Source organism: Geofilum rubicundum JCM 15548, assembly GCF_000974365.1.
GTDB classification, from domain to species: Bacteria; Bacteroidota; Bacteroidia; order Bacteroidales; family Marinilabiliaceae; genus Geofilum; species Geofilum rubicundum.
In genome coordinates this window covers 41,266-59,802 of sequence record NZ_BAZW01000004.1, presented here as the reverse complement: position 1 = coordinate 59,802, position 18,537 = coordinate 41,266, and the positions used below count along the sequence as shown (strand labels likewise).

The following is an 18,537-nucleotide window of genomic DNA, read 5'->3' as shown; positions in this document are numbered from 1 at the left end:
TTCGATGGATGGCCAATGGATGATTGAAGGCGAAGGTGTGGAGCCGGATATCAAGGTAGAAAACGATCCTTACAAAGAATTTATGGGTGAAGATGCCCAATTGAATAAGGCCATTGAGGTGATTTTGGAGCAATTAAAGGACCGAAAAGAATTGCCGTCCATTCCGCCTCCTCCGGTTAAAAATAAGTAGTATACCACGATCATTTTTTATGCGAAGACACAACACTTATAGAAATAAGTTTATTATTCGCACCTTGTTTTGATAGGGTAAGAACAATGATTTTTAAGACATTACCACACCAATGGGCGACTTGACATTTCTTATAGGTTGAAAATAAAAAACCCCCGGTATTTGCGGGGGTTTTTTATTTATTTAAACGGTAAGGGGGTTATGGAAAGACCACTGTTCCATAATCATTAACATTCACCAAAGGGATACGCGCATCATACTGCGCATTAATGGCCCGAATAAATTCGTTGGCAATAATGGCGTATCCTCTGTAAGTGGCATGAATACCATCCAGAGAAAAAATACCGCCGGAAATAAAAGCATTGGTGTAAACATTTCCATCCAAGCAAGGCCGGTTTTCAATTTTTCCATCAAACTGTACATATCCACAAAAGCCAGATTGTTTTCCTCTGCGATTTCTTTGAGCGTAACATTGTAGGCCAAGATGGCATCGTTAATGGCACTCAGCTGAGATTCACTGAGGTACAAATGCTCAGGGATGGGATTTTCAATAGAACTCCCCATGCCTGTGGCCAGGGAACCCGCTGCGGGTAACAGAATCTTTTCTTTGGCTGTCAGCGGTCTGTATCCGGCTTCAACTGAAACGTCCTCCACTAAAAATGGGGTATATTCTCCTGAAGTCAAGTAGCTGAAATAGGGCAAGGCATCAATGGCCGGAATATTGGCGATAACCCCATTGGTATTTCCGGAGGTTAAAGAATTGACGATCGAATTGACATAAGCAGAAAAAAACATTTCTGAAGTAATTTCATCCGAAGTTCCCCCGGTCAGGGCATAACCGAGCACATCATTACCGCCTATCCAAAGAGAGAAAAAAGTAGGCCCGGCCCTCAATGCGTCCGAAACAACGTTAGAAATTCCAGGCTGCGAAGCAAAACGGGTATAATAGGGATTATAATTTCCCTGCCCCAAATTGGGATTGCCAAATTCTGAAGCCAACAAATGAAAGGATTTGGCTCCCGGAACCGCCATGTTGTTAAAAGGACCCTCATCCCCAATCAGGTCGGCAAAAACCGCCTTGTTCCCCAACGTTGGTAAAGGAGCCAAAGTACCGCCAATCACATTTAACTTAAGATATCCATTGAGATTCCCCGCCTGATCAATGACCGTGGTCCCCACACTGGTACCTTCCGGCATCAAGGGTTGCCTAAATTCTCCACCACCTGCCAGCGCAAATTGCTGTGCAAGGATGGATGGTAAAGATTGTAATTGACTTTCATGTCCCAGGGCTCCATCCGTGTAACCGGCTGAATAACTGTCGCCCAGAGCCACATAGGAAGAAAGGTCTAATTCACCGGCCGTCGGTTGAAACTCATCTACGGATAGTTCGCACTGCCAAAAGATGGTGGCCAATACCACCAGATATAAGAATTTTATATTGCGCATGATTGTTGTTTTTTAGGTTAAAATGTAATGTTTAATCCCACCCCGGGAATAACAGCATTGGTATTATAGGTAGCGTAAAAATCTGCTGGTGCGTAGCCATCCTCACGCTCCAGAGCCTGAATATACTGCAGAGATGCATCCAGTGAAATGTTGCTGGCCAGTCTGAGCGACGCGCCAACGGTATAATTCAGTTTATTGGCACCAGGAGTCTCGGGCGTCAGATAATCTGATGGTATCGGCGTGGGGTCATAAGCAAATCCCAATCGGGCAGTAAAAAGCTCATTCACTGAGTACTCCCCCCCATCCGATAAATCAGTGTGTTTTCAAAATTTCTCACATTGTAGGAATCAGGTACGGATTCCGCTTCGAAATCAAAATTGAGTTCTTCGTAAGTGGACCACAACACATATTGTAAATCAGCAGCAATTAAAAGCTTTTCTGTAGCCTGCCATCCGGCCCCCAATTGTATGCCTCCGGGCATGGGCAAGGCTGCATTGAATGATGTTTTGGGGAATTGTCCCGATAAGGACGCCGGCACCTTAAACCGGGCTTCGCCTTCGCTCATTTCCATATCAATGGTTGAACGATAACTTAGGCCCAGTGAAAATTCCGGTGTGGCCTGCAAGAAAATTCCGGCATTGTAGCCAAAGGCGGTGGTTTTTCCAGTCAGTTCTGCCTGTCCGTCCCCATTTTCATTTTGAACAGGGAGCGCTTTATGCAGTTCCACATCCCCGTATGCCAATACAAAACCAGCCCCTACACTTATCCATTCGTTTAACTGATATGCAACAGTCGGTTGAAAAAAGATGGCTTTCAGGGAGATATCCTGAATCAAATAGCGGCCATCCCAATCATCGCCCCAAACCAGGGAGTTACCAAATGGCGTTGTTATGCCAATTCCCGCAACCAGCCTGTCATTGATGCGTGAAGCGCCATAAAAATAGAAAGGGGTGCCCACCGGATTATCGCTCTCATGAAGATAGCCGGAACCTGATTTTTGAAAAGTATTATTAGAGAATATGGCACTTCCACCTGCAGAAAATTCAGTTGTTGAGGAAAGGAATCCCAACGCTCCCGGATTAAAATGAATGGAGGATGCACCAAAATTCAAACCGGTACCGGTATGCCCCATGCCTATCTGCCGGGCGCCCTGGAGATTAATCTGATAGCCTTCGGCCCAACCATTCATGGCTAAAACTGCCATAAAACAAAATGATATTAAACGTCTCATGTACTTGATTTTAAATTTAATTAACCAGAAAAACATATCCCCAAAACCCATCAGAGTTTTGAAGTTGGAGAAACTTCGTGCGAATGTAAGTAAATTTTATTATTTGTAAAACATCTAACTATTTAATAATAAAACTATTAGAACATTTAGGTCGATTAGTCTAAAGAATATGTGGTCTTTTGTTAAAAAGAATCGGGTACAATTCTACATTTTAATTAAACCAACAATACATTCTATACTTATTTTGTATCTTTACAAAAATAGGGTGGGCTGTTAGACCACTAACATAAATAAACGACATTGGAATGAAGGATAAAGATATCAAACTGTTGAGAGAGAAAGGTATTAGCAGCGACGCCGTTGATGCACAAATATCCAGGTTTAAAAATGGGTTTGAACCATTAGAAATATTGCGTCCGGCAACGATAAACGACGGGGTACTTCAACTTAATTCCGAAGACAGGGAGCGATTAACAAGATACTTTACCTCGGAAGTTGGAAAAAACGTTACGCTGTCTAAATTTGTACCTGCGTCCGGTGCTGCTACCCGAATGTTTAAGGATTTATATCAGTATATTGAAAATCCGGTGCCGATCAAATCCTTATCCCCTGCACACCCCATCGTCAAATTCATAGAATTGCTTCCCCGATTCGCATTTTTTCCTTTGGTGTATGATCAGCTGAAGACCTACAATCTAAATAATGTTCATGTTCGAAAAGCCAGAGCTGTGGAGATTATCAGTACTTTGCTTGACGAATCAGGCCTCAATTATGGGTTCCTGCCTAAAGGACTGGTTCATTTTCACCTGTACGAAAATGCCATACGAACCGCCATGGAAGAACATCTGATAGAAGGCAGCAATTTTGCCGCTGGTGAGGATGGCTTGGTCAAAGTACATTTCACGATAAGTCCGGAACACGAGGAATTCTTTAAAGCCAAGCTTTATCAGGAAGGTCCCATTATTGAAAATGAATTTGAGATTGGACTGGATGCCTCTTTTAGTTTTCAAAAACCGCATACCGACACATTGGCAGTAACGCCCGACAATGAACCATTCAGAGATGAAGAAGGTCAATTATTATTCCGGCCGGGTGGACATGGCGCGCTTATTGAAAACCTCAATGAACAAAGCGCTGAGATCGTGTTCATTAAAAACATAGACAACGTGGTACCCCAACATTTATTACAACCCACCATAGAATATAAAAAGGCTTTGGGTGGCATTTTATTGGAATTACGCAACCATGTTTTCGACTATGTCAAACAGCTGAATAAAAAGGTAACAGACGATCTGATCCATGAAATCTCTCATTTCATTAAATCAAAGCTTTTTGCAGCTTTACCTGCCAGCTTTCCCCAAATGAATCAAAAAGAACAGGCAGACTATTTGATCAGTTATCTCAACCGCCCCATTCGGGTTTGTGGCATGGTTCGCAACGAAGGCGAGCCTGGTGGTGGCCCCTTTTGGATAAAAGAAAAGTCGGGGCAGGAAAGTCTTCAAATACTGGAAAGTTCACAATTCAATATGGCGGATGCGCATCAGGCAGCGCAACTGAAGGCTGCTACTCATTTCAACCCGGTTGACCTGGTTTGTTCCACCCACAATTTTCAGGGTGAAAAATTTGATTTGACCCAATACACCGATCCGGAAACCGGTTTTGTCTCTGAAAAATCCTTCAACGGAAAACCGCTGAAGGCATTGGAGCTTCCCGGTTTGTGGAATGGCGCCATGGCTAATTGGCTGACGCTATTTGTGGAAGTGCCCATTGAAACCTTTAACCCGGTCAAGACCGTGAACGATCTGCTTCGACCACAGCATCAGCCTGTGAAGTAAGGTTTCTGAACCAGCCTAACGGGAAAACTTAACATATTAAGGTTTATCTATTGGAAGCTCATACATTATAAGTATTTTTGTGGTGTTAAAAGAGTAATTTTTATGCATGAATCCTGGCAAACCAATTATAACGACATCAAAGAAGAAATAGAGCGATTTGAATTGATGGAAAGTGGTGAAAAGACCTTCTATTTTGATGTGCACACCATTGAAAATATTTTTGATTTTTATACGGACAAATTTCAGTTTGATAAGGCAGAACGCGTTTTATTAATTGGCATTCATCAACATCCAGATGCCACATCCTTGCAAGCCAAGCAAGCCATTTTGCTAATGGAAAAGGGAGACGACCCAACCGCCATCCGTTTGATGGAACGACTGATCAGGGTTGAACAATCTAATCCGGAAATGTTTCTAAATCTGGGGTTGGCCTATTTGCGTAACAATAGGGTCTCTGAAAGTATTCAGTTTTTTAAACGGTCTCTGGAACAATCTTTTGATGAGCGGGAAGAAATTCTGCTGGACATTGCCGTTTACCTCAATCAACAAGACCAGTATAAGCAAACCATTTCATTTCTCAAGCCAGGTTGTAAGGCCTATCCCTTTAACGAAAGTCTCCTTTTTGAGTTGGCTTATGCCTATGACAAAGAAGGCAATGTGGTCAAAGGAAGGGAGACTTATGAGCAGCTCCTCTCCCTCAATCCCTTTTCTGAAAACGCCTGGTATAACCTTGGCATACTCTTCATCAAAAATGAAGAGTATGACAACGCCATTGCCTGTTATGATTACACTCTGGCGCTGAACCCTGAGCATGCCGAGGCCCTGTTCAATAAAGCCAACTCTTTGGTCAGCATGGGGCAGCCTTTGGAAGCCATCGATTATTATATCGAATACATTTCTTTCGGATACGACCCTTTATTGCCCTATCATTATATTGCGGATTGTTACGACCAGACAGGAAATCACGAAATGGCGCTTCGGTTTTATCGTTTAACGGTCAAGGCCGATTTCATGTATATGCCTGCCTGGCTCAACTACCTGGCACATCTCATCAATCACTCTTTGGTCGATGAAGCCCTGATAGCTTCAGACGAAGCATTGAAACACTTTAGCGAAGTCGGAGAGATTTGGTACCTCCGTGCCAGGGTTTTGTTACTGAATGGAGACTTTAATGGTGCTTTACCGGCCTTACAATTTTGTTTTGAGGAAGATCCGGATAGTCTGAGAAATATTTACGAGCTCTATCAGGTACAAAAAACCGTTTCGCCCAGGAAAAAGTCGGAACGCATGATTAAAAACTGGGTTAAATCCTACCCGGATTCCCCGGCAGTCCATTATCTGGCTACCTCCTTCTACCTCCTTGAAGAAAGAGATTTGAATCAAGCAGCCTATCACCTGGAAATCGCTTTGAGCGAAAATGCCGATGAATATGACTTTTTCATTGACCTGTTTCCGAAAATTGAAAAGATGATTATCAAAAGTAAGAAGCTGTCCACCATACTCGATAACAATCCTCCTTATGAATTTTAATCTGCCATTTTTACCGGATAGAATACAAAAGCCCCGTGAGTCGGGATTAACCATCATGACCGACAGAGGTCTGAGCGTTCGTGAAACAGAGAATTTTACGGAAGGAAATGCGCCTTATACAGATTTTGTAAAGATGGCATTTGGAACGAGTTTACTCATCCCTTCGCTGGAATCCAAACTCAATATTTATCGTGAAGCGAACATTAATTGCTATTTTGGTGGTACATTATTTGAAGTATTTGCCCGCCAAAATGCACTGGAAGATTACGAAAAATACCTCGATCGCTTTGGTATTGAGTTTCTCGAAATTTCGGACAGTGTCATTAAAATGGAAAGAAAAGAAAAGCTTTCTTACATTCAGCGCTTTTCTGACGCATTTAAAGTCATTAGTCAGGTCACCAACTTTGTACCACAAGGGCATTTGAGTTTCGACAAGATGGTCACATTCATCAATGAAGAACTTGCTGCTGGCGCCGAATTCATCATCATCAAGGAAAGTGAACAAATGCCTTTGTTATCGAAAGATGGACTGGCCACTTTTCTGACCTCGGGGGAAACTGAAAATGTGCTTGACCTTAGCAAACTGGTCTGGGATGCTCCCCTAAAACATCAGCAAATTGAGTTGATCAATCTTTTTGGAGCCAATGTTAATTTATGCAATGCGGGACATGACGATGTCATTGCACTTGAAGCCAAACGATTGGGATTACACAGTTCCACATTACTCAAACTTATTCCGGAAGGAGACAGAGCAAATAACAATGATTAAGGCGTACATCTCTCTTATATTAAAAGGCATGGCCATGGGTGCTGCCAATGTAATACCAGGTGTATCCGGCGGCACCATCGCACTCATCACCGGTATTTTTGAACGACTCATCAATGCCATCAAGAACATCAATCTGACAGCTGCCCGACTATTATTTAAAGGGGAATGGAGCTTATTTGCCCAACACATTGATTTGTCTTTTCTGATTCTGGTTTTTCTGGGAATTGGCACAGCCATTATATCTCTGGCCAAATTGCTTGAATTTCTGTTTTTTAATTATCCGGTTTTTGTCTGGGCCTTTTTCTTCGGACTGGTTCTGGCATCCGTATGGTTTGTGGGAAAGACGGTTAAAAAATGGCACACTGGTTCTGTTTTATCCTTATTGGCCGGAGCCATCATTGCTGCTTCCATCAGCATTATGTCGCCTGCTTCTGAAAATGAAGCCATTTGGTATCTCTTTATTTGTGGTATTGTTGCCATGTGCAGCATGATCCTGCCAGGCTTAAGCGGGTCGTTTGTGCTTATCCTTATGGGCAATTATCAGCTGGTGATGATTCAGGCAGTCAGTCAGTTCAGATTAGATATCCTAATCCCTGTTGGTGCTGGTGCGGTCATAGGCTTGCTGGCCTTTTCCCATGTGCTTTCATGGCTTTTAAAACGCTTCCCTGATTCAACCATTGCCTTATTGACCGGTTTTATAATGGGTTCATTGGGTATTTTATGGCCCTGGAAACGGGCCATTACAGAAACTTTTGGTGATAAGGTGAAAGTTATTAGTTATGATTGGTACTGGCCGACCATGGATTTTAATTTCTGGATGGCAGGCTTTCTATTTCTGGCTGGCATCGCCGCTATTTACCTCACGGAACATTTGGCCCAATCAAAACCTGAAAAATAACATCAGATGCGCACATTCGGACTCATAGGATATCCACTGTCCCACTCTTTTTCTCAGGGATACTTTAGCGACAAATTTAAAAAAGAAAGCATTGAGGCGCGGTATTTGAACTTCCCGATAGCCTCAATAAATGATTTCAGAGGATTGTTGGATCAACACCCTTATTTGGCAGGTTTGAATGTGACCATCCCCTATAAAGAGCAAGTCATTCCCTTTCTGGATGAATTGGACGATGAGGCAGCACAGATTGGTGCTGTCAACGTCATCAAAATTGCCTGGAAAAATAAGAAACCGATCTTAAAGGGCTATAACAGTGATGTGGATGGTTTTCTTAATTCATTAAAACCACTCCTACAACCCTGGCACGGAAAGGCTTGATACTTGGTTCAGGAGGAGCTTCTAAGGCTGTGGCACATGGACTCCTGAAGGCGGGCATACTCTACCGTTATGTAAGTCGTAATCCCCAAACAACGGCTCAGGTGAGCTATGATGCGTTGACACCAGAAATCATTTCAGAATACAAACTAATCATTAACACCTCACCGGTTGGTATGTATCCCCATGTTGAGGAGTGTCCCCCTCTGTCATATGACGCCATTTCCAAAAAACACCTTATTTTCGATTTAATTTACAATCCGGATAGGACGCTTTTAATGAAAAAAGCGGCCGAAAATGGGGCAGTTGTAAAAAACGGTTTGGAAATGCTGCATCTTCAGGCGGAAAAAGCCTGGACGATATGGAACGAATAGAAGGCTAACTACCTCTCTGTTCGGGCCCTTGAAGGCAAAATGTTTTCCGGATAAATCACATCTACCAAATAGAGTCCGTCCGCCGGGGCAGAAGTGCCAGCCCGCCCACGGTCTTTGGCTTCAATAACCGCACAAAAATCTTCTACACTCATTTTGCCCCGACCGACTTCCAGAAGGGTTCCAACAATGGCCCGCACCATATTTCTTAAAAACCGGTCGGCTTGAATATGGAAAACATGTACTTCGCCTTGTTTTTCCCAAAATGCAAATTCAATTTGGCACAAATTGGTCTTATTATTGCTGTGTAATTTGCTAAAGCTGGTAAAGTCGGTATAGGCTATTAATTTTTGAGCAGCCTCATTCATCCGATCAAAATCAGGTTGAAAAGCGATCCTTGTTGCCAGATTTTGAAAAAACGGGTTTTTGTGCAAGGTTATCTGGTATTCATAGCGTCTGGCAATGGCATTGAAGCGGCTATGCGCATCGCTTTTAACCGGAACAATGGAATAGACCACGATGTCGCGTGGTAAAAAGCGATTGAGTTGTCCCGATAGTTTCTGTGGATCAGGCAAGGGGTTCTCAACATCAAAATGTGCGACCATGTATTTGGCATGCACACATGCATCTGTCCTTCCTGCTCCGGTTATGGAAGTTGGGATTCGCAGAATGGTGCTCAAAGCATTTTCGAGCTCCTGCTGAACAGAAGTGCCATTGGGTTGCCTTTGCCAACCATGATAATTGGTACCTTTATAGCCTAATTCCATGAAGTATCTTGCCATACCGTTCAGTTTTCGGTAAAGATATAAAACAATGTTAAACCGATGGCTTGACTTGACTCCTTCCCCCCTCTTTTGTATATTAAAAGTTTGAATTTTGTCAAAGTTTTACTTACTTAAACAATTGATTCACTATGAGAAAAGAAATTGGGATTTGGCTGGACACCAACAAAGCAGTGTTGGTAAGTTTATTGGATGGAAAAAATGAGAACGTCAGCATTCTTGAATCAGAAGTAGAATCCAGAACCCGCTTTCCGGGTGAGAAAAAACCTTCACGGGTTGGAAGTTTATTAACCAATGCAGAAAACAAGCTTACAAATCGTAAAAAGCAACAAAAACACCATTATTTTAATGAGATAATGAAAACCATTGATGAGGATGCCCAGGCTTTATACTTATTCGGACCATCCAAAGCAAAAATCGAATTGGAAAAAGAAATAAAGAAACATCAATCCTTTAACCATAAGCCTTTAATTGTTGAATCGGCTGATAAAATGACTGAAAAGCAAATGATTGCACATGTAAAAAGCTTTTTCGAAAAAAACAACCACAAAAATGCGTAACTACCGTAAGAATCATCCTAAGCATTGTTGGCACATAGCATGTGCCACAATGCTTTTAATTTTCCTCCTCATTCTTCCTACATCGATACAAAACACGCACATGAAAGCACAAAACTGGGTTCAACTGCGTGAACGCATGGTCAACGATCAGTTGCGCAGTCGGGACATTCGTTCATCCAATGTTCTGAATGCCATGAGAGAAGTGCCGCGTCATCACTTTATTCCGGAAACCGTTCAACATCTGGCCTATGACGACCGTCCCCTCCCAATTGGAATGGACCAAACCATATCACAGCCATACATTGTGGCCTTTATGACGGAACAGATACAACCAAAACCGGGCATGAAAGTCCTTGAGATTGGCACAGGATCAGGCTACCAGGCGGCAGTTCTGGCGCATTTAGGTTGTAAGGTTTTTACCATCGAACTGATACCTGAACTGGCCCAACGTGCCACTAATACGCTACACCATTTGAAGTACGAAGATGTCAATGTCAGAGCAGGAAATGGTTTTCTGGGCTGGCCCGAAGAGGCACCTTTCGATGCTATTATTGTAACCGCTGCGCCCGAAGAGATACCACCCAACCTGATTGACCAATTAAAAGATGGTGGAAAAATGGTCATACCAGTCGGTTCAGTCAGCAGCTTGCAATATCTAAAAATAGTAACCAAAAAAGGAGGGCATATTAGTACCGAATCTTTAATGCCCGTCAGATTTGTTCCTATGATAGACCGGGATGTGGAATAAGATGGCCAGAACAACCATAAACATGACTAAATCTGATACAAATTGGGAAAAAGAGTTGGAAGAAATCCGATCAGCTGATCAAAGCATTTATTTTGCCAAGCTTTTAGATAACAACCCGGAAGAAATTCCCCTGGTTATTCAAGCCATGCAAAATGTCAAAGCTACAATAGCCTGGCGTGCTGGCTGGGTTTTGGACCATTTTGATCGTCAAAACAAAAGTGCCCTTCTGCCCTACTTCAGGCAATTGTCCGAAATCCTTTTACAGACACCCCATCATGGGGTTCAAAGGCACATCACCCGAATCCTGTGCAATGCGCCTGCCAGCGAGTTAGAAGATGGCAGATTGGTGGATGCCTGCTTTACCTGGTTGCTTAATCCCAAAACGCCTGTAGCTGTAAAAGCCAATGCCATGGAAATCATCGGCAATTTGTGTGCTATCTATCCCGAATTGGGCCAGGAACTCAAAACTGTCATTCAAGAAGGTTACGAAAACGGAACTGCTGCTTTTAAAAGTCGCAGCCAAAAGATTCTGATAAAACTATATGGTAAAAAAATCCAACCGTTTTAATTCATACAATTGCCGGAATACCTGCTTTATTGCACCAGCCATTCGGCAAACTTCTCCCTGAATTTACGCACCTTGGGCGCAACAACAACCTGACAATAAGGCTGCTGTGCATTGTTATTAAAATAATTCTGATGATAATCTTCTGCTATGTAAAAGGGGGCCTCCTCCACCAACTGGGTGACGATTGGATCATCGTAGACCTGCTCTTCAGATAGTTGCTTCATAACAGATTGCGCCACTTTCTTTTGTTCTTCACTGTTAAAAAAAATGACCGACCGGTAGTGGGTCCCGACATCGGCTCCCTGCCGATTGAGAGTAGTTGGGTCGTGAATGGTGAAGAAAATGGATAGCAATACCTCAAACGACAGAATATCCGGATTATAAGTAATTTTGACCACCTCTGCGTGACCGGTCCTTCCCGAGGTTACCTCCCTGTAGGCGGGATTCTTAATATAGCCTCCGCTAAACCCGGACTCCACTTTCTCCACGCCTTTTACGCGCTGATAAACCGCCTCTAAACACCAGAAGCATCCGCCTCCTAAAATGGCTGTCTCGCTTTTTTGTTCTGCCATGCTATTAATATTTGTGAAAAGCACCAACAAGATGCCTATGATGTAATTCTTCATGATTGTTTTTACATTATAACAAACAAAGACAAAGAGGGTTTATCAACTTTTAAGAAAAACCGTACAATGATCGCTATTACTTTGCATGGCTGCCTCAATTATTCGAACAACATTCAAAGCCTCAGATGGCAGAACCAGGACTTTGGCATTTTTGCGGATAACCTCGTGAAGATTGCTATAGAACAATCCATAATTTCCCGGTAAAGTTTCCACTTTTCCCTTGAAATGAATATTGTTAACATCACTGTTAAGCCATCCCCATAACTCTTCTGGATCTGTTCCCCAATTCTCACCATCCGGCCACATCCCCTTTTTCAAGGCCTCCTCCTGCGGGTCGAGCCCATATTTTACATATGACCCTTTAACCCCGTGAAGCATGTAGCTGGGCGTATCTTCCCGCACCAGATAACCAGCTTTGAGTGTTACTGAAAGCCCGGCATAAATCAATCTTAAATCAAAATGATCATCCACATCTGAGCCATCTCTCAGAGCCAGCAGACGGGCACTGACCCCTTGGGGCATTCCAAATAGCAACAGCGCCTGATCAATCAGATGTGCCCCCAAATTGTGCAAAATACCGGTGCCCCGTTGGCGCTCCTCTTTCCAGGATTCCTGTACAAAAGTGCGATAACGGTTATAACGGGCCTCAAATTCGACCAAGCGGCCCAGCATATTTTCCGCCAAAACCTTTTGAACGGTTAAGAAACTATTGTCCCATCGCCGATTCTGAAAAACCGTCAGTGTAAGATTGTTCGCCTTAGCCAGCTGAATGAGCTCCTCGCCTTGTTTAACCGATTGCACAAAAGGCTTCTCCACCACCACATGTTTACCTGCCTCTAAAGCCGCCTTAGCCTGCTTGTAGTGAAGATCATCAGGTGTATTGACAATGACCAGTTCAATCTCCGCATCATTCAACAATTCCTCAAAAGTTTGAACAATACAGGCATCTGGAAATACCTCCAAAGCAGTGCTTGTGCTTCGTTGCATGACTTTGACCACTTCAAACCCGCCATTAGCCTTTAGCAAAGGTGCATGAAACACCTTACCGCTCATACCGTACGACACCAATGCCGTTTTTATAGCTTGTCCCATCATCTATTTTTTATCCTCCTAAAATACCAAAAATATACCAAAACCTCTCCATCTTCTGTCGCGTCCGACCACCTTCACCATGGTTTCTAATTCAAAAAAAGCTAACTTTGCCATGCAAAAAGTGCCGACATTATGAGTAGTTATCCCCCTCTTGCAGAACGCATGCGCCCTAAGTCGCTCAGCGACTACATTGGCCAGAAACACCTGGTCGGTGAAGGTGCTGTGTTGCGCAAAATGCTGGAATCGGGTAAAATTTCGTCCATCTTACTATGGGGCCCGCCAGGAGTGGGAAAAACCACACTGGCCAAAATCATTGCCCATCAGTTGGAAAGACCGTTTTATGTGTTATCTGCTGTCTCATCAGGTGTGAAAGATGTGCGTGAGGCCATTGAAAAGGCACGCAACTCACGCTTTTTCAACAGCGCCTCTCCCATTTTGTTTATCGATGAAATTCATCGTTTCAGCAAATCACAACAGGACAGCCTTTTAGGTGCTGTCGAAGAAGGAGTGGTTACACTTATCGGCGCCACTACAGAAAACCCCTCTTTTGAAGTTATTTCTCCCTTACTCTCCCGTTGTCAGGTATATGTTTTAAAATCTTTGGAAAACGCGGATTTGATGGACTTATACCACCTCATTTTGAAGAATGATGTGGTGTTGAAGAACAGAACTTTTTTTTTGAAAGAAGAGGATGCATTGATGCGATTTGCGGGTGGCGACGCCCGCAAATTTTTGAATATCATCGAGCTCGTTACCAATTCACACGATGATGCGGAGGAGATTGTCATCACCAATGAAAAAGTAACCGAACTTTTGCAGCAAAATCCTGCCCAATACGATAAGAACGGCGAAATGCATTACGACATCATTTCGGCCTTTATCAAATCCATTCGCGGCAGCGATCCGGATGCCGCCGTCTATTGGCTGGCCCGTATGGTGGAGGGTGGCGAAGATCCCAAGTTTATTGCACGCCGACTGCTCATTTCAGCAGCCGAAGATATTGGTCTGGCCAACCCCAACGCTCTTTTGCTGGCTACCAATGCTTTTGAGGCCATCAAAATGGTTGGCTGGCCGGAGTCCAGAATCATATTGAGTGAAGTCACCATTTATTTGGCGACCTGCCCCAAAAGCAATTCGGCCTACATGGCCATTAATCAGGCCCAGGCACTGGTACGTGAGACGGGCAACCTGCCGGTTCCCCTGCATTTACGAAATGCCCCAACCCAATTAATGAAAGAGTTGGATTATGGTAAAGCCTATAAGTATTCGCACGACTTTCCCAACAATTTTGCCGAGCAGGAATTTCTGCCTGAAAAGTTGAGTAAAAAGCAACTCTGGACCCCTCAAAACAACCCTCAGGAGGCGAAACTCAGGGAGCGAATGGAATTCTTATGGAAAAAGAAATATTGAATGGTCTTAATAAGAAAATGCCCAATACTCTCCCGAAAAATCGGGGTAGACTTTTTTCTCGTCTTTGACACTTTCTTAAAAAAGGCTGAGAATTCATCCGTTTTATTGTTCACACCAAATTGACACAAAATAGAGACCAAATGATAAGCAGTATTCCAAAAATTAAGCATTCGGATAGCGGGCAGTTTTTTCTTCTGGCCGGTCCCTGCGCCATTGAAGGCGAAGATATGGCCCTGCGCATTGCCGAAGAGATTTTGCGCGTCACCGACCGCCTGAAAATACCTTTTATTTTTAAAGGTTCCTACCGCAAGGCCAACCGCTCACGTATCGACTCCTTTGCAGGCATAGGCGATGAAAAAGCTTTAAAAATCCTACGAAAAGTCAGCGAAACTTTTGATGTACCCACCGTGACCGATATTCATGCGGCCAATGAAGCCGCTATGGCGGCTGAATATGTGGATGTATTACAAATTCCGGCCTTCCTTTGCCGGCAAACCGACCTTCTGGTCGCTGCCGCCGAAACCGGCAAAGTGGTCAACATCAAAAAAGGTCAGTTTTTGGCCCCTGAAGCCATGCAATTTGCGGTCAAAAAGGTCCGGGATGCCGGTAATGCGAAGGTGATGATTACCGACCGGGGAACCATGTTTGGTTATCAGGATTTAATCGTCGACTACAGAGGGATTCCGGCCATGCAGGCATTTGAAGCTCCGGTAGTTCTGGACATTACCCATTCCTTACAACAGCCCAACCAGTCGTCAGGCGTTACCGGGGGGAAACCCCAACTCATTGAGACGGTGGCGCGTGCCGGGGTAGCTGTTGGCGTAGATGGTTTCTTCCTCGAAACCCACCATGATCCGGCCAGTGCCAAATCTGATGGGGCCAATATGCTGCGCCTGGATTTGCTGGAAGGTTTGATGACACGACTAGCGGCCATTCGAAGCACCATCAACAGTTTGTAAAAAAAATCCGGAGCAGGGCGCCTAATGTCCCGTTCCGGATTTATTTTTAGTGACTGCCTGGTTGTTTAAGGCCGGTAATACTTCATGGCTTCCGGCAAAGCTTTTTGCAGATTTCTTATCCGGGAATTACTACTTGGGTGGGTACTCAAAAAGGGAATGGGGTTACTGCCACCACTTTGCTCGGCCATTCTACTCCAGAAGGCCACTGCAGTAGACGGATCATAACCTGCCATGGCCATAAAAATCAATCCCAACCGGTCGGCTTCCGTTTCATGGGTACGTGAGTAAGGCAAAATGACACCAACCTGCGTAGCTACACCAAAGGCGGTCATATACAGGTTTTTTGTTTCCTCCGGTTTTTCGGCCAAAACAACGCTCAGAGCTGTAGCGCCTAACTGGGCGCCCATTTGCTGACTCATCCGTTCACTGCCATGTTTGGCAATGGCATGAGCTATTTCATGCCCCATGACAACAGCCAGACCGTTTTCATCTTGCGTAATGGGTAAAATCCCCTCATAAACCATCACCTTTCCTCCGGGCATACACCAGGCATTTGGCGTATCATCTGCCGCTAAATTAAATTCCCACTGAAAATTAGATAGTTGATCCTCAAGACCATTTTCTGAAAAATACCGATCAACGGCCGTAGATATGTTGGCCCCGACTTTTTTTACCAAAGCGGTCTGGGCTTTGTTTTTCGACAAAGCGTTTTCTTTCAAAAACGCATCATACTGGCTAAAACTCATGGCCATTATTTCTGATTCGGGCACCATACTCAACTGTCTCCTGCCGGTAAAGGGCACCACAGAACATGCCCATACCAATATGGATAGCAAAATTGTCATTAGCCATACCACACTTATTTTATTCTTTTTCATTGCTTGCAAATTATTATTATTTCCAGCTCAAGTAAATCACACTAATTTAGTGAATATTTCGCATCATTGCCCGGTTTTATCATATAAGGTTAAAGAATATTTTCGCATTTTTGCCAAAAATCGCCAACCATCTGATGAAAACCCATACAAAAGATCTGATCCACCTGCATGTTATTGTGTTCATATATGGCTTTACGGCCATTCTGGGTCGCCTGATTAGTCTGGATGCCACCCAATTGGTATGGTATAGAATGCTAATTGCCTTTGTTGCCCTGGGCGGCATGTTGTTGTTGTTTCGAACGCCGTTTCAACTGCCTTTAAAACCTATCCTTAAACTCATTGGCGTTGGCTTTATTGTGGCCATGCACTGGGTCACCTTTTTTCACGCCATAAAAATATCCACCATCTCAGTGGCCCTGGGCTGCCTGGCAACAACCACCTTATTTACGAGCTTTCTGGAGCCTGCCCTTATTAAAAGGGCACTCTCAAAATTGGAAGTATTTATCGGGTTCATCATCATAATAGGACTTTATACCATATTTCAATTTGAACCCGATCATCTGGCAGGCATCGTCACCGGCATAATTTCGGCATTTTTGGCGGCCCTTTTTACTGTTTTAAACAAGCGATTCATTCGTGTTTACCATCCTACCACCATCAGTTTTTATGAAATGGGCGGTGGATTTATAGGGATAACACTGTACCTGTGGGCCAATAATACATTTGCTTCCGGATTGGCCACCCCGTCCCATTGGGATTGGTTTTACCTGCTATTATTGGGCATCGTATGCACCGCTTATGCCTATATGGCCAGTGTTAAAGTGATGCAAACCCTATCGGCTTACACAGTGGTTTTAACCATTAATCTGGAACCGGTTTATGGCATTTTGATGGCCTTTTTGTTTTTTGGTGAATCCGAACGCATGTCCACCGGCTTTTATGCAGGCACCCTCATTATTTTGGGTGCTGTATTGCTTTTCCCCGTACTTCGAAGAAATAGGATACGCAATAAATGAACACCAAATCATGGCCCTCTAATAGCAACACCTATTAAACCGAATTTGGTGCATTTACAGGCTAATTCTTATTTCTGGCATCTACGATGCGTTGCATGGCTTCAGCGATAACGGACCGTGGACTGGCCAGATTCATGCGCATAAAGCCACGTCCCTCACGTCCAAATGTATTGCCGTCATTTAATCCCAATCCCGCCTTCTGAGCCATAAAGCTTTTCAGTTCATTTTGATTCATGCCCCAGGCTCTAAAATCCATCCACAAAAGATAGGTTGCCTCCAGTCGCGGGACCTTCACTTCTGGCAGATATTTTTCGAGATATTCCAACACGAGGTGATAATTGCCCTCCAAATAGGTCTTCAGATCCTCCAGCCAGTCCTCCGACGCATTGTAAGCCGCCTCCAAGGCCAGAGCGCCAAAGGTATTGCCCATGTGTAAGTGATACCCCAAAACCTGACCGCGCATGGCCTTTAACAATTCAGGATTGGAAGCGATCATGTAGGAGGTGCTTAATCCCGCCAGATTGAAGGTTTTACTGGGCGCCATGCAAGTGACGGTGATGTCAGCTATCTCTGGCGAAATGGTGGCCAACGGACGGTGCTGATGTCCAAACAATACCAGATCCGCATGTATCTCATCCGAGATAATGGTCACCTTGTTTCGCCGGCAGATATCGCCCATTCTCAACAGTTCTTCCGGTGTCCATACCCTGCCTACCGGATTATGCGGATGGCACAATAAAAACAATTTGTTTTGAGGTACAGAGCATACTTTTTCAAAATGCTCAAAGTCCATCACATACCCCTCATCTGTTTCTTTGAGCGGATTTTCAACCACCTCCCGGTTAAAATCCCTCACCACCCCAAAAAAGGGCGGATAGACCGGTGGCTGAATAATCACTCCCTCTCCCGGTTGCGTGAAGGCCTGGACAGCTAAGCCCAGGTTGGGAACTACCCCTGGAGAAAATTCAATCCACCCTTGATCAACTTCCCAGTCGAAACGCCTTTTCAACCATCCCATGATGGATTTAAAAAAGGCATCGGGCCGGTTGGTATAGCCAAATATCGGGTGTTCCATCCTTTTGCTCAAGGCTTCCCTTACCGCAGGTGGTGCAGCAAAATCCATATCAGCCACCCATAAAGGAATCACATCATCTTTACCAAACAAACGCTCCCTGTATTCCAATTTGAGAGCGCGCGTTCCTTCTCTGTTGATTATTTCGTCGAATTGAGACATTGAACTATTTTTGAAAGTC

Annotated in this window: 19 protein-coding genes and 1 pseudogene; 13 read left to right on the top strand and 7 right to left on the bottom strand. The window is 44.0% G+C overall.

Annotated elements, in window-relative coordinates:
• Positions 1-4: 4 nt before the first annotated feature.
• Complete coding sequence (locus JCM15548_RS24975; protein WP_369403671.1) at positions 5-190, top strand: hypothetical protein; 186 nt, start codon at positions 5-7, stop codon at positions 188-190.
• 234 nt (positions 191-424) lie between these two features.
• On the opposite strand, the gene JCM15548_RS03400 is transcribed toward JCM15548_RS24975, so the two are convergent.
• Positions 425-1,636 carry an SGNH/GDSL hydrolase family protein gene (locus tag JCM15548_RS03400; RefSeq protein WP_062122455.1) on the bottom strand — a complete coding sequence of 404 codons (1,212 nt, stop codon included), beginning with the start codon at positions 1,634-1,636 and terminating at the stop codon, positions 425-427.
• 17 nt (positions 1,637-1,653) lie between these two features.
• Positions 1,654-2,825: pseudogene (locus tag JCM15548_RS03395) on the bottom strand (OmpP1/FadL family transporter).
• A gap of 347 nt (positions 2,826-3,172) precedes the next feature.
• Here JCM15548_RS03395 and JCM15548_RS03390 point away from each other — a divergent pair.
• The 6 genes from JCM15548_RS03390 to JCM15548_RS22780 all read left to right on the top strand — a co-directional run bounded on the left by JCM15548_RS03390 (position 3,173) and on the right by JCM15548_RS22780 (position 8,648).
• Positions 3,173-4,702: a DUF4301 family protein gene (locus JCM15548_RS03390; protein WP_062122454.1), complete on the top strand. Its 1,530-nt coding sequence runs from the start codon at positions 3,173-3,175 to the stop codon at positions 4,700-4,702.
• A 102-nt stretch (positions 4,703-4,804) separates the two neighbouring features.
• The gene (locus JCM15548_RS03385) at positions 4,805-6,232 is read left to right on the top strand and encodes a tetratricopeptide repeat protein (RefSeq protein WP_062122453.1); all 1,428 of its coding nucleotides are present in this window, start codon (positions 4,805-4,807) and stop codon (positions 6,230-6,232) included.
• Positions 6,222-7,001: a phosphosulfolactate synthase gene (locus JCM15548_RS03380; RefSeq protein ID WP_062122452.1), complete on the top strand. Its 780-nt coding sequence runs from the start codon at positions 6,222-6,224 to the stop codon at positions 6,999-7,001. Before JCM15548_RS03385 ends, JCM15548_RS03380 begins: the two co-directional genes overlap by 11 nt.
• Entirely contained in the window at positions 6,994-7,899 is a 906-nt protein-coding gene (locus JCM15548_RS03375) for a DUF368 domain-containing protein (RefSeq protein WP_062122451.1), read from the top strand. Before JCM15548_RS03380 ends, JCM15548_RS03375 begins: the two co-directional genes overlap by 8 nt.
• 6 nt (positions 7,900-7,905) lie before the next feature.
• Positions 7,906-8,277: a shikimate dehydrogenase family protein gene (locus tag JCM15548_RS22785; protein ID WP_227625397.1), complete on the top strand. Its 372-nt coding sequence runs from the start codon at positions 7,906-7,908 to the stop codon at positions 8,275-8,277.
• Positions 8,274-8,648, top strand: coding sequence for a shikimate dehydrogenase family protein (locus JCM15548_RS22780; RefSeq protein ID WP_227625396.1), 375 nt, complete (start codon positions 8,274-8,276; stop codon positions 8,646-8,648). The genes JCM15548_RS22785 and JCM15548_RS22780 overlap by 4 nt, the downstream gene beginning before the upstream one ends.
• Positions 8,649-8,656: 8 nt before the next feature.
• On the opposite strand, the gene truA is transcribed toward JCM15548_RS22780, so the two are convergent.
• Positions 8,657-9,427 (bottom strand): tRNA pseudouridine(38-40) synthase TruA, encoded by a 771-nt coding sequence (truA, locus tag JCM15548_RS03365; RefSeq protein ID WP_062122450.1) that lies wholly within the window; start codon positions 9,425-9,427, stop codon positions 8,657-8,659.
• A 131-nt stretch (positions 9,428-9,558) separates the two neighbouring features.
• Here truA and JCM15548_RS03360 point away from each other — a divergent pair, with 131 nt between their 5' ends.
• The 3 genes from JCM15548_RS03360 to JCM15548_RS03350 all read left to right on the top strand — a co-directional run bounded on the left by JCM15548_RS03360 (position 9,559) and on the right by JCM15548_RS03350 (position 11,303).
• A complete protein-coding gene (locus JCM15548_RS03360) occupies positions 9,559-9,987 on the top strand; it encodes a hypothetical protein (protein WP_062122449.1) in 429 nt (142 codons plus the stop codon).
• A gap of 100 nt (positions 9,988-10,087) precedes the next feature.
• The gene (locus JCM15548_RS03355) at positions 10,088-10,735 is read left to right on the top strand and encodes a protein-L-isoaspartate(D-aspartate) O-methyltransferase (RefSeq protein WP_227625395.1); all 648 of its coding nucleotides are present in this window, start codon (positions 10,088-10,090) and stop codon (positions 10,733-10,735) included.
• Between the two features lie 22 nt (positions 10,736-10,757).
• Positions 10,758-11,303 carry a HEAT-like fold family protein gene (locus tag JCM15548_RS03350; protein ID WP_157482384.1) on the top strand — a complete coding sequence of 182 codons (546 nt, stop codon included), beginning with the start codon at positions 10,758-10,760 and terminating at the stop codon, positions 11,301-11,303.
• 26 nt (positions 11,304-11,329) lie between these two features.
• Here JCM15548_RS03350 and msrA read toward each other — a convergent pair whose 3' ends face one another.
• The gene (gene msrA / locus JCM15548_RS03345) at positions 11,330-11,875 is read right to left on the bottom strand and encodes a peptide-methionine (S)-S-oxide reductase MsrA (protein WP_062122539.1); all 546 of its coding nucleotides are present in this window, start codon (positions 11,873-11,875) and stop codon (positions 11,330-11,332) included.
• A 96-nt stretch (positions 11,876-11,971) separates the two neighbouring features.
• Positions 11,972-13,024, bottom strand: coding sequence for a Gfo/Idh/MocA family oxidoreductase (locus JCM15548_RS03340; protein WP_227625394.1), 1,053 nt, complete (start codon positions 13,022-13,024; stop codon positions 11,972-11,974).
• Between the two features lie 129 nt (positions 13,025-13,153).
• Between JCM15548_RS03340 and JCM15548_RS03335 the strand changes: the two genes are divergently transcribed.
• Both JCM15548_RS03335 and kdsA read left to right on the top strand, forming a co-directional pair.
• A complete protein-coding gene (locus JCM15548_RS03335) occupies positions 13,154-14,431 on the top strand; it encodes a replication-associated recombination protein A (protein ID WP_062122445.1) in 1,278 nt (425 codons plus the stop codon).
• A 140-nt stretch (positions 14,432-14,571) separates the two neighbouring features.
• Positions 14,572-15,390 (top strand): 3-deoxy-8-phosphooctulonate synthase, encoded by an 819-nt coding sequence (gene kdsA / locus JCM15548_RS03330; RefSeq protein ID WP_062122444.1) that lies wholly within the window; start codon positions 14,572-14,574, stop codon positions 15,388-15,390.
• A gap of 65 nt (positions 15,391-15,455) precedes the next feature.
• Here kdsA and JCM15548_RS03325 read toward each other — a convergent pair whose 3' ends face one another.
• The gene (locus JCM15548_RS03325) at positions 15,456-16,268 is read right to left on the bottom strand and encodes a M48 family metallopeptidase (protein WP_062122443.1); all 813 of its coding nucleotides are present in this window, start codon (positions 16,266-16,268) and stop codon (positions 15,456-15,458) included.
• Between the two features lie 134 nt (positions 16,269-16,402).
• On the opposite strand from JCM15548_RS03325, the gene JCM15548_RS03320 reads away from it, so the two are divergent.
• Entirely contained in the window at positions 16,403-17,284 is an 882-nt protein-coding gene (locus JCM15548_RS03320; RefSeq protein WP_062122442.1) for a DMT family transporter, read from the top strand.
• A gap of 61 nt (positions 17,285-17,345) precedes the next feature.
• On the opposite strand, the gene JCM15548_RS03315 is transcribed toward JCM15548_RS03320, so the two are convergent.
• Positions 17,346-18,518 (bottom strand): MalY/PatB family protein, encoded by a 1,173-nt coding sequence (locus JCM15548_RS03315; RefSeq protein WP_062122441.1) that lies wholly within the window; start codon positions 18,516-18,518, stop codon positions 17,346-17,348.
• Positions 18,519-18,537: the final 19 nt, after the last annotated feature.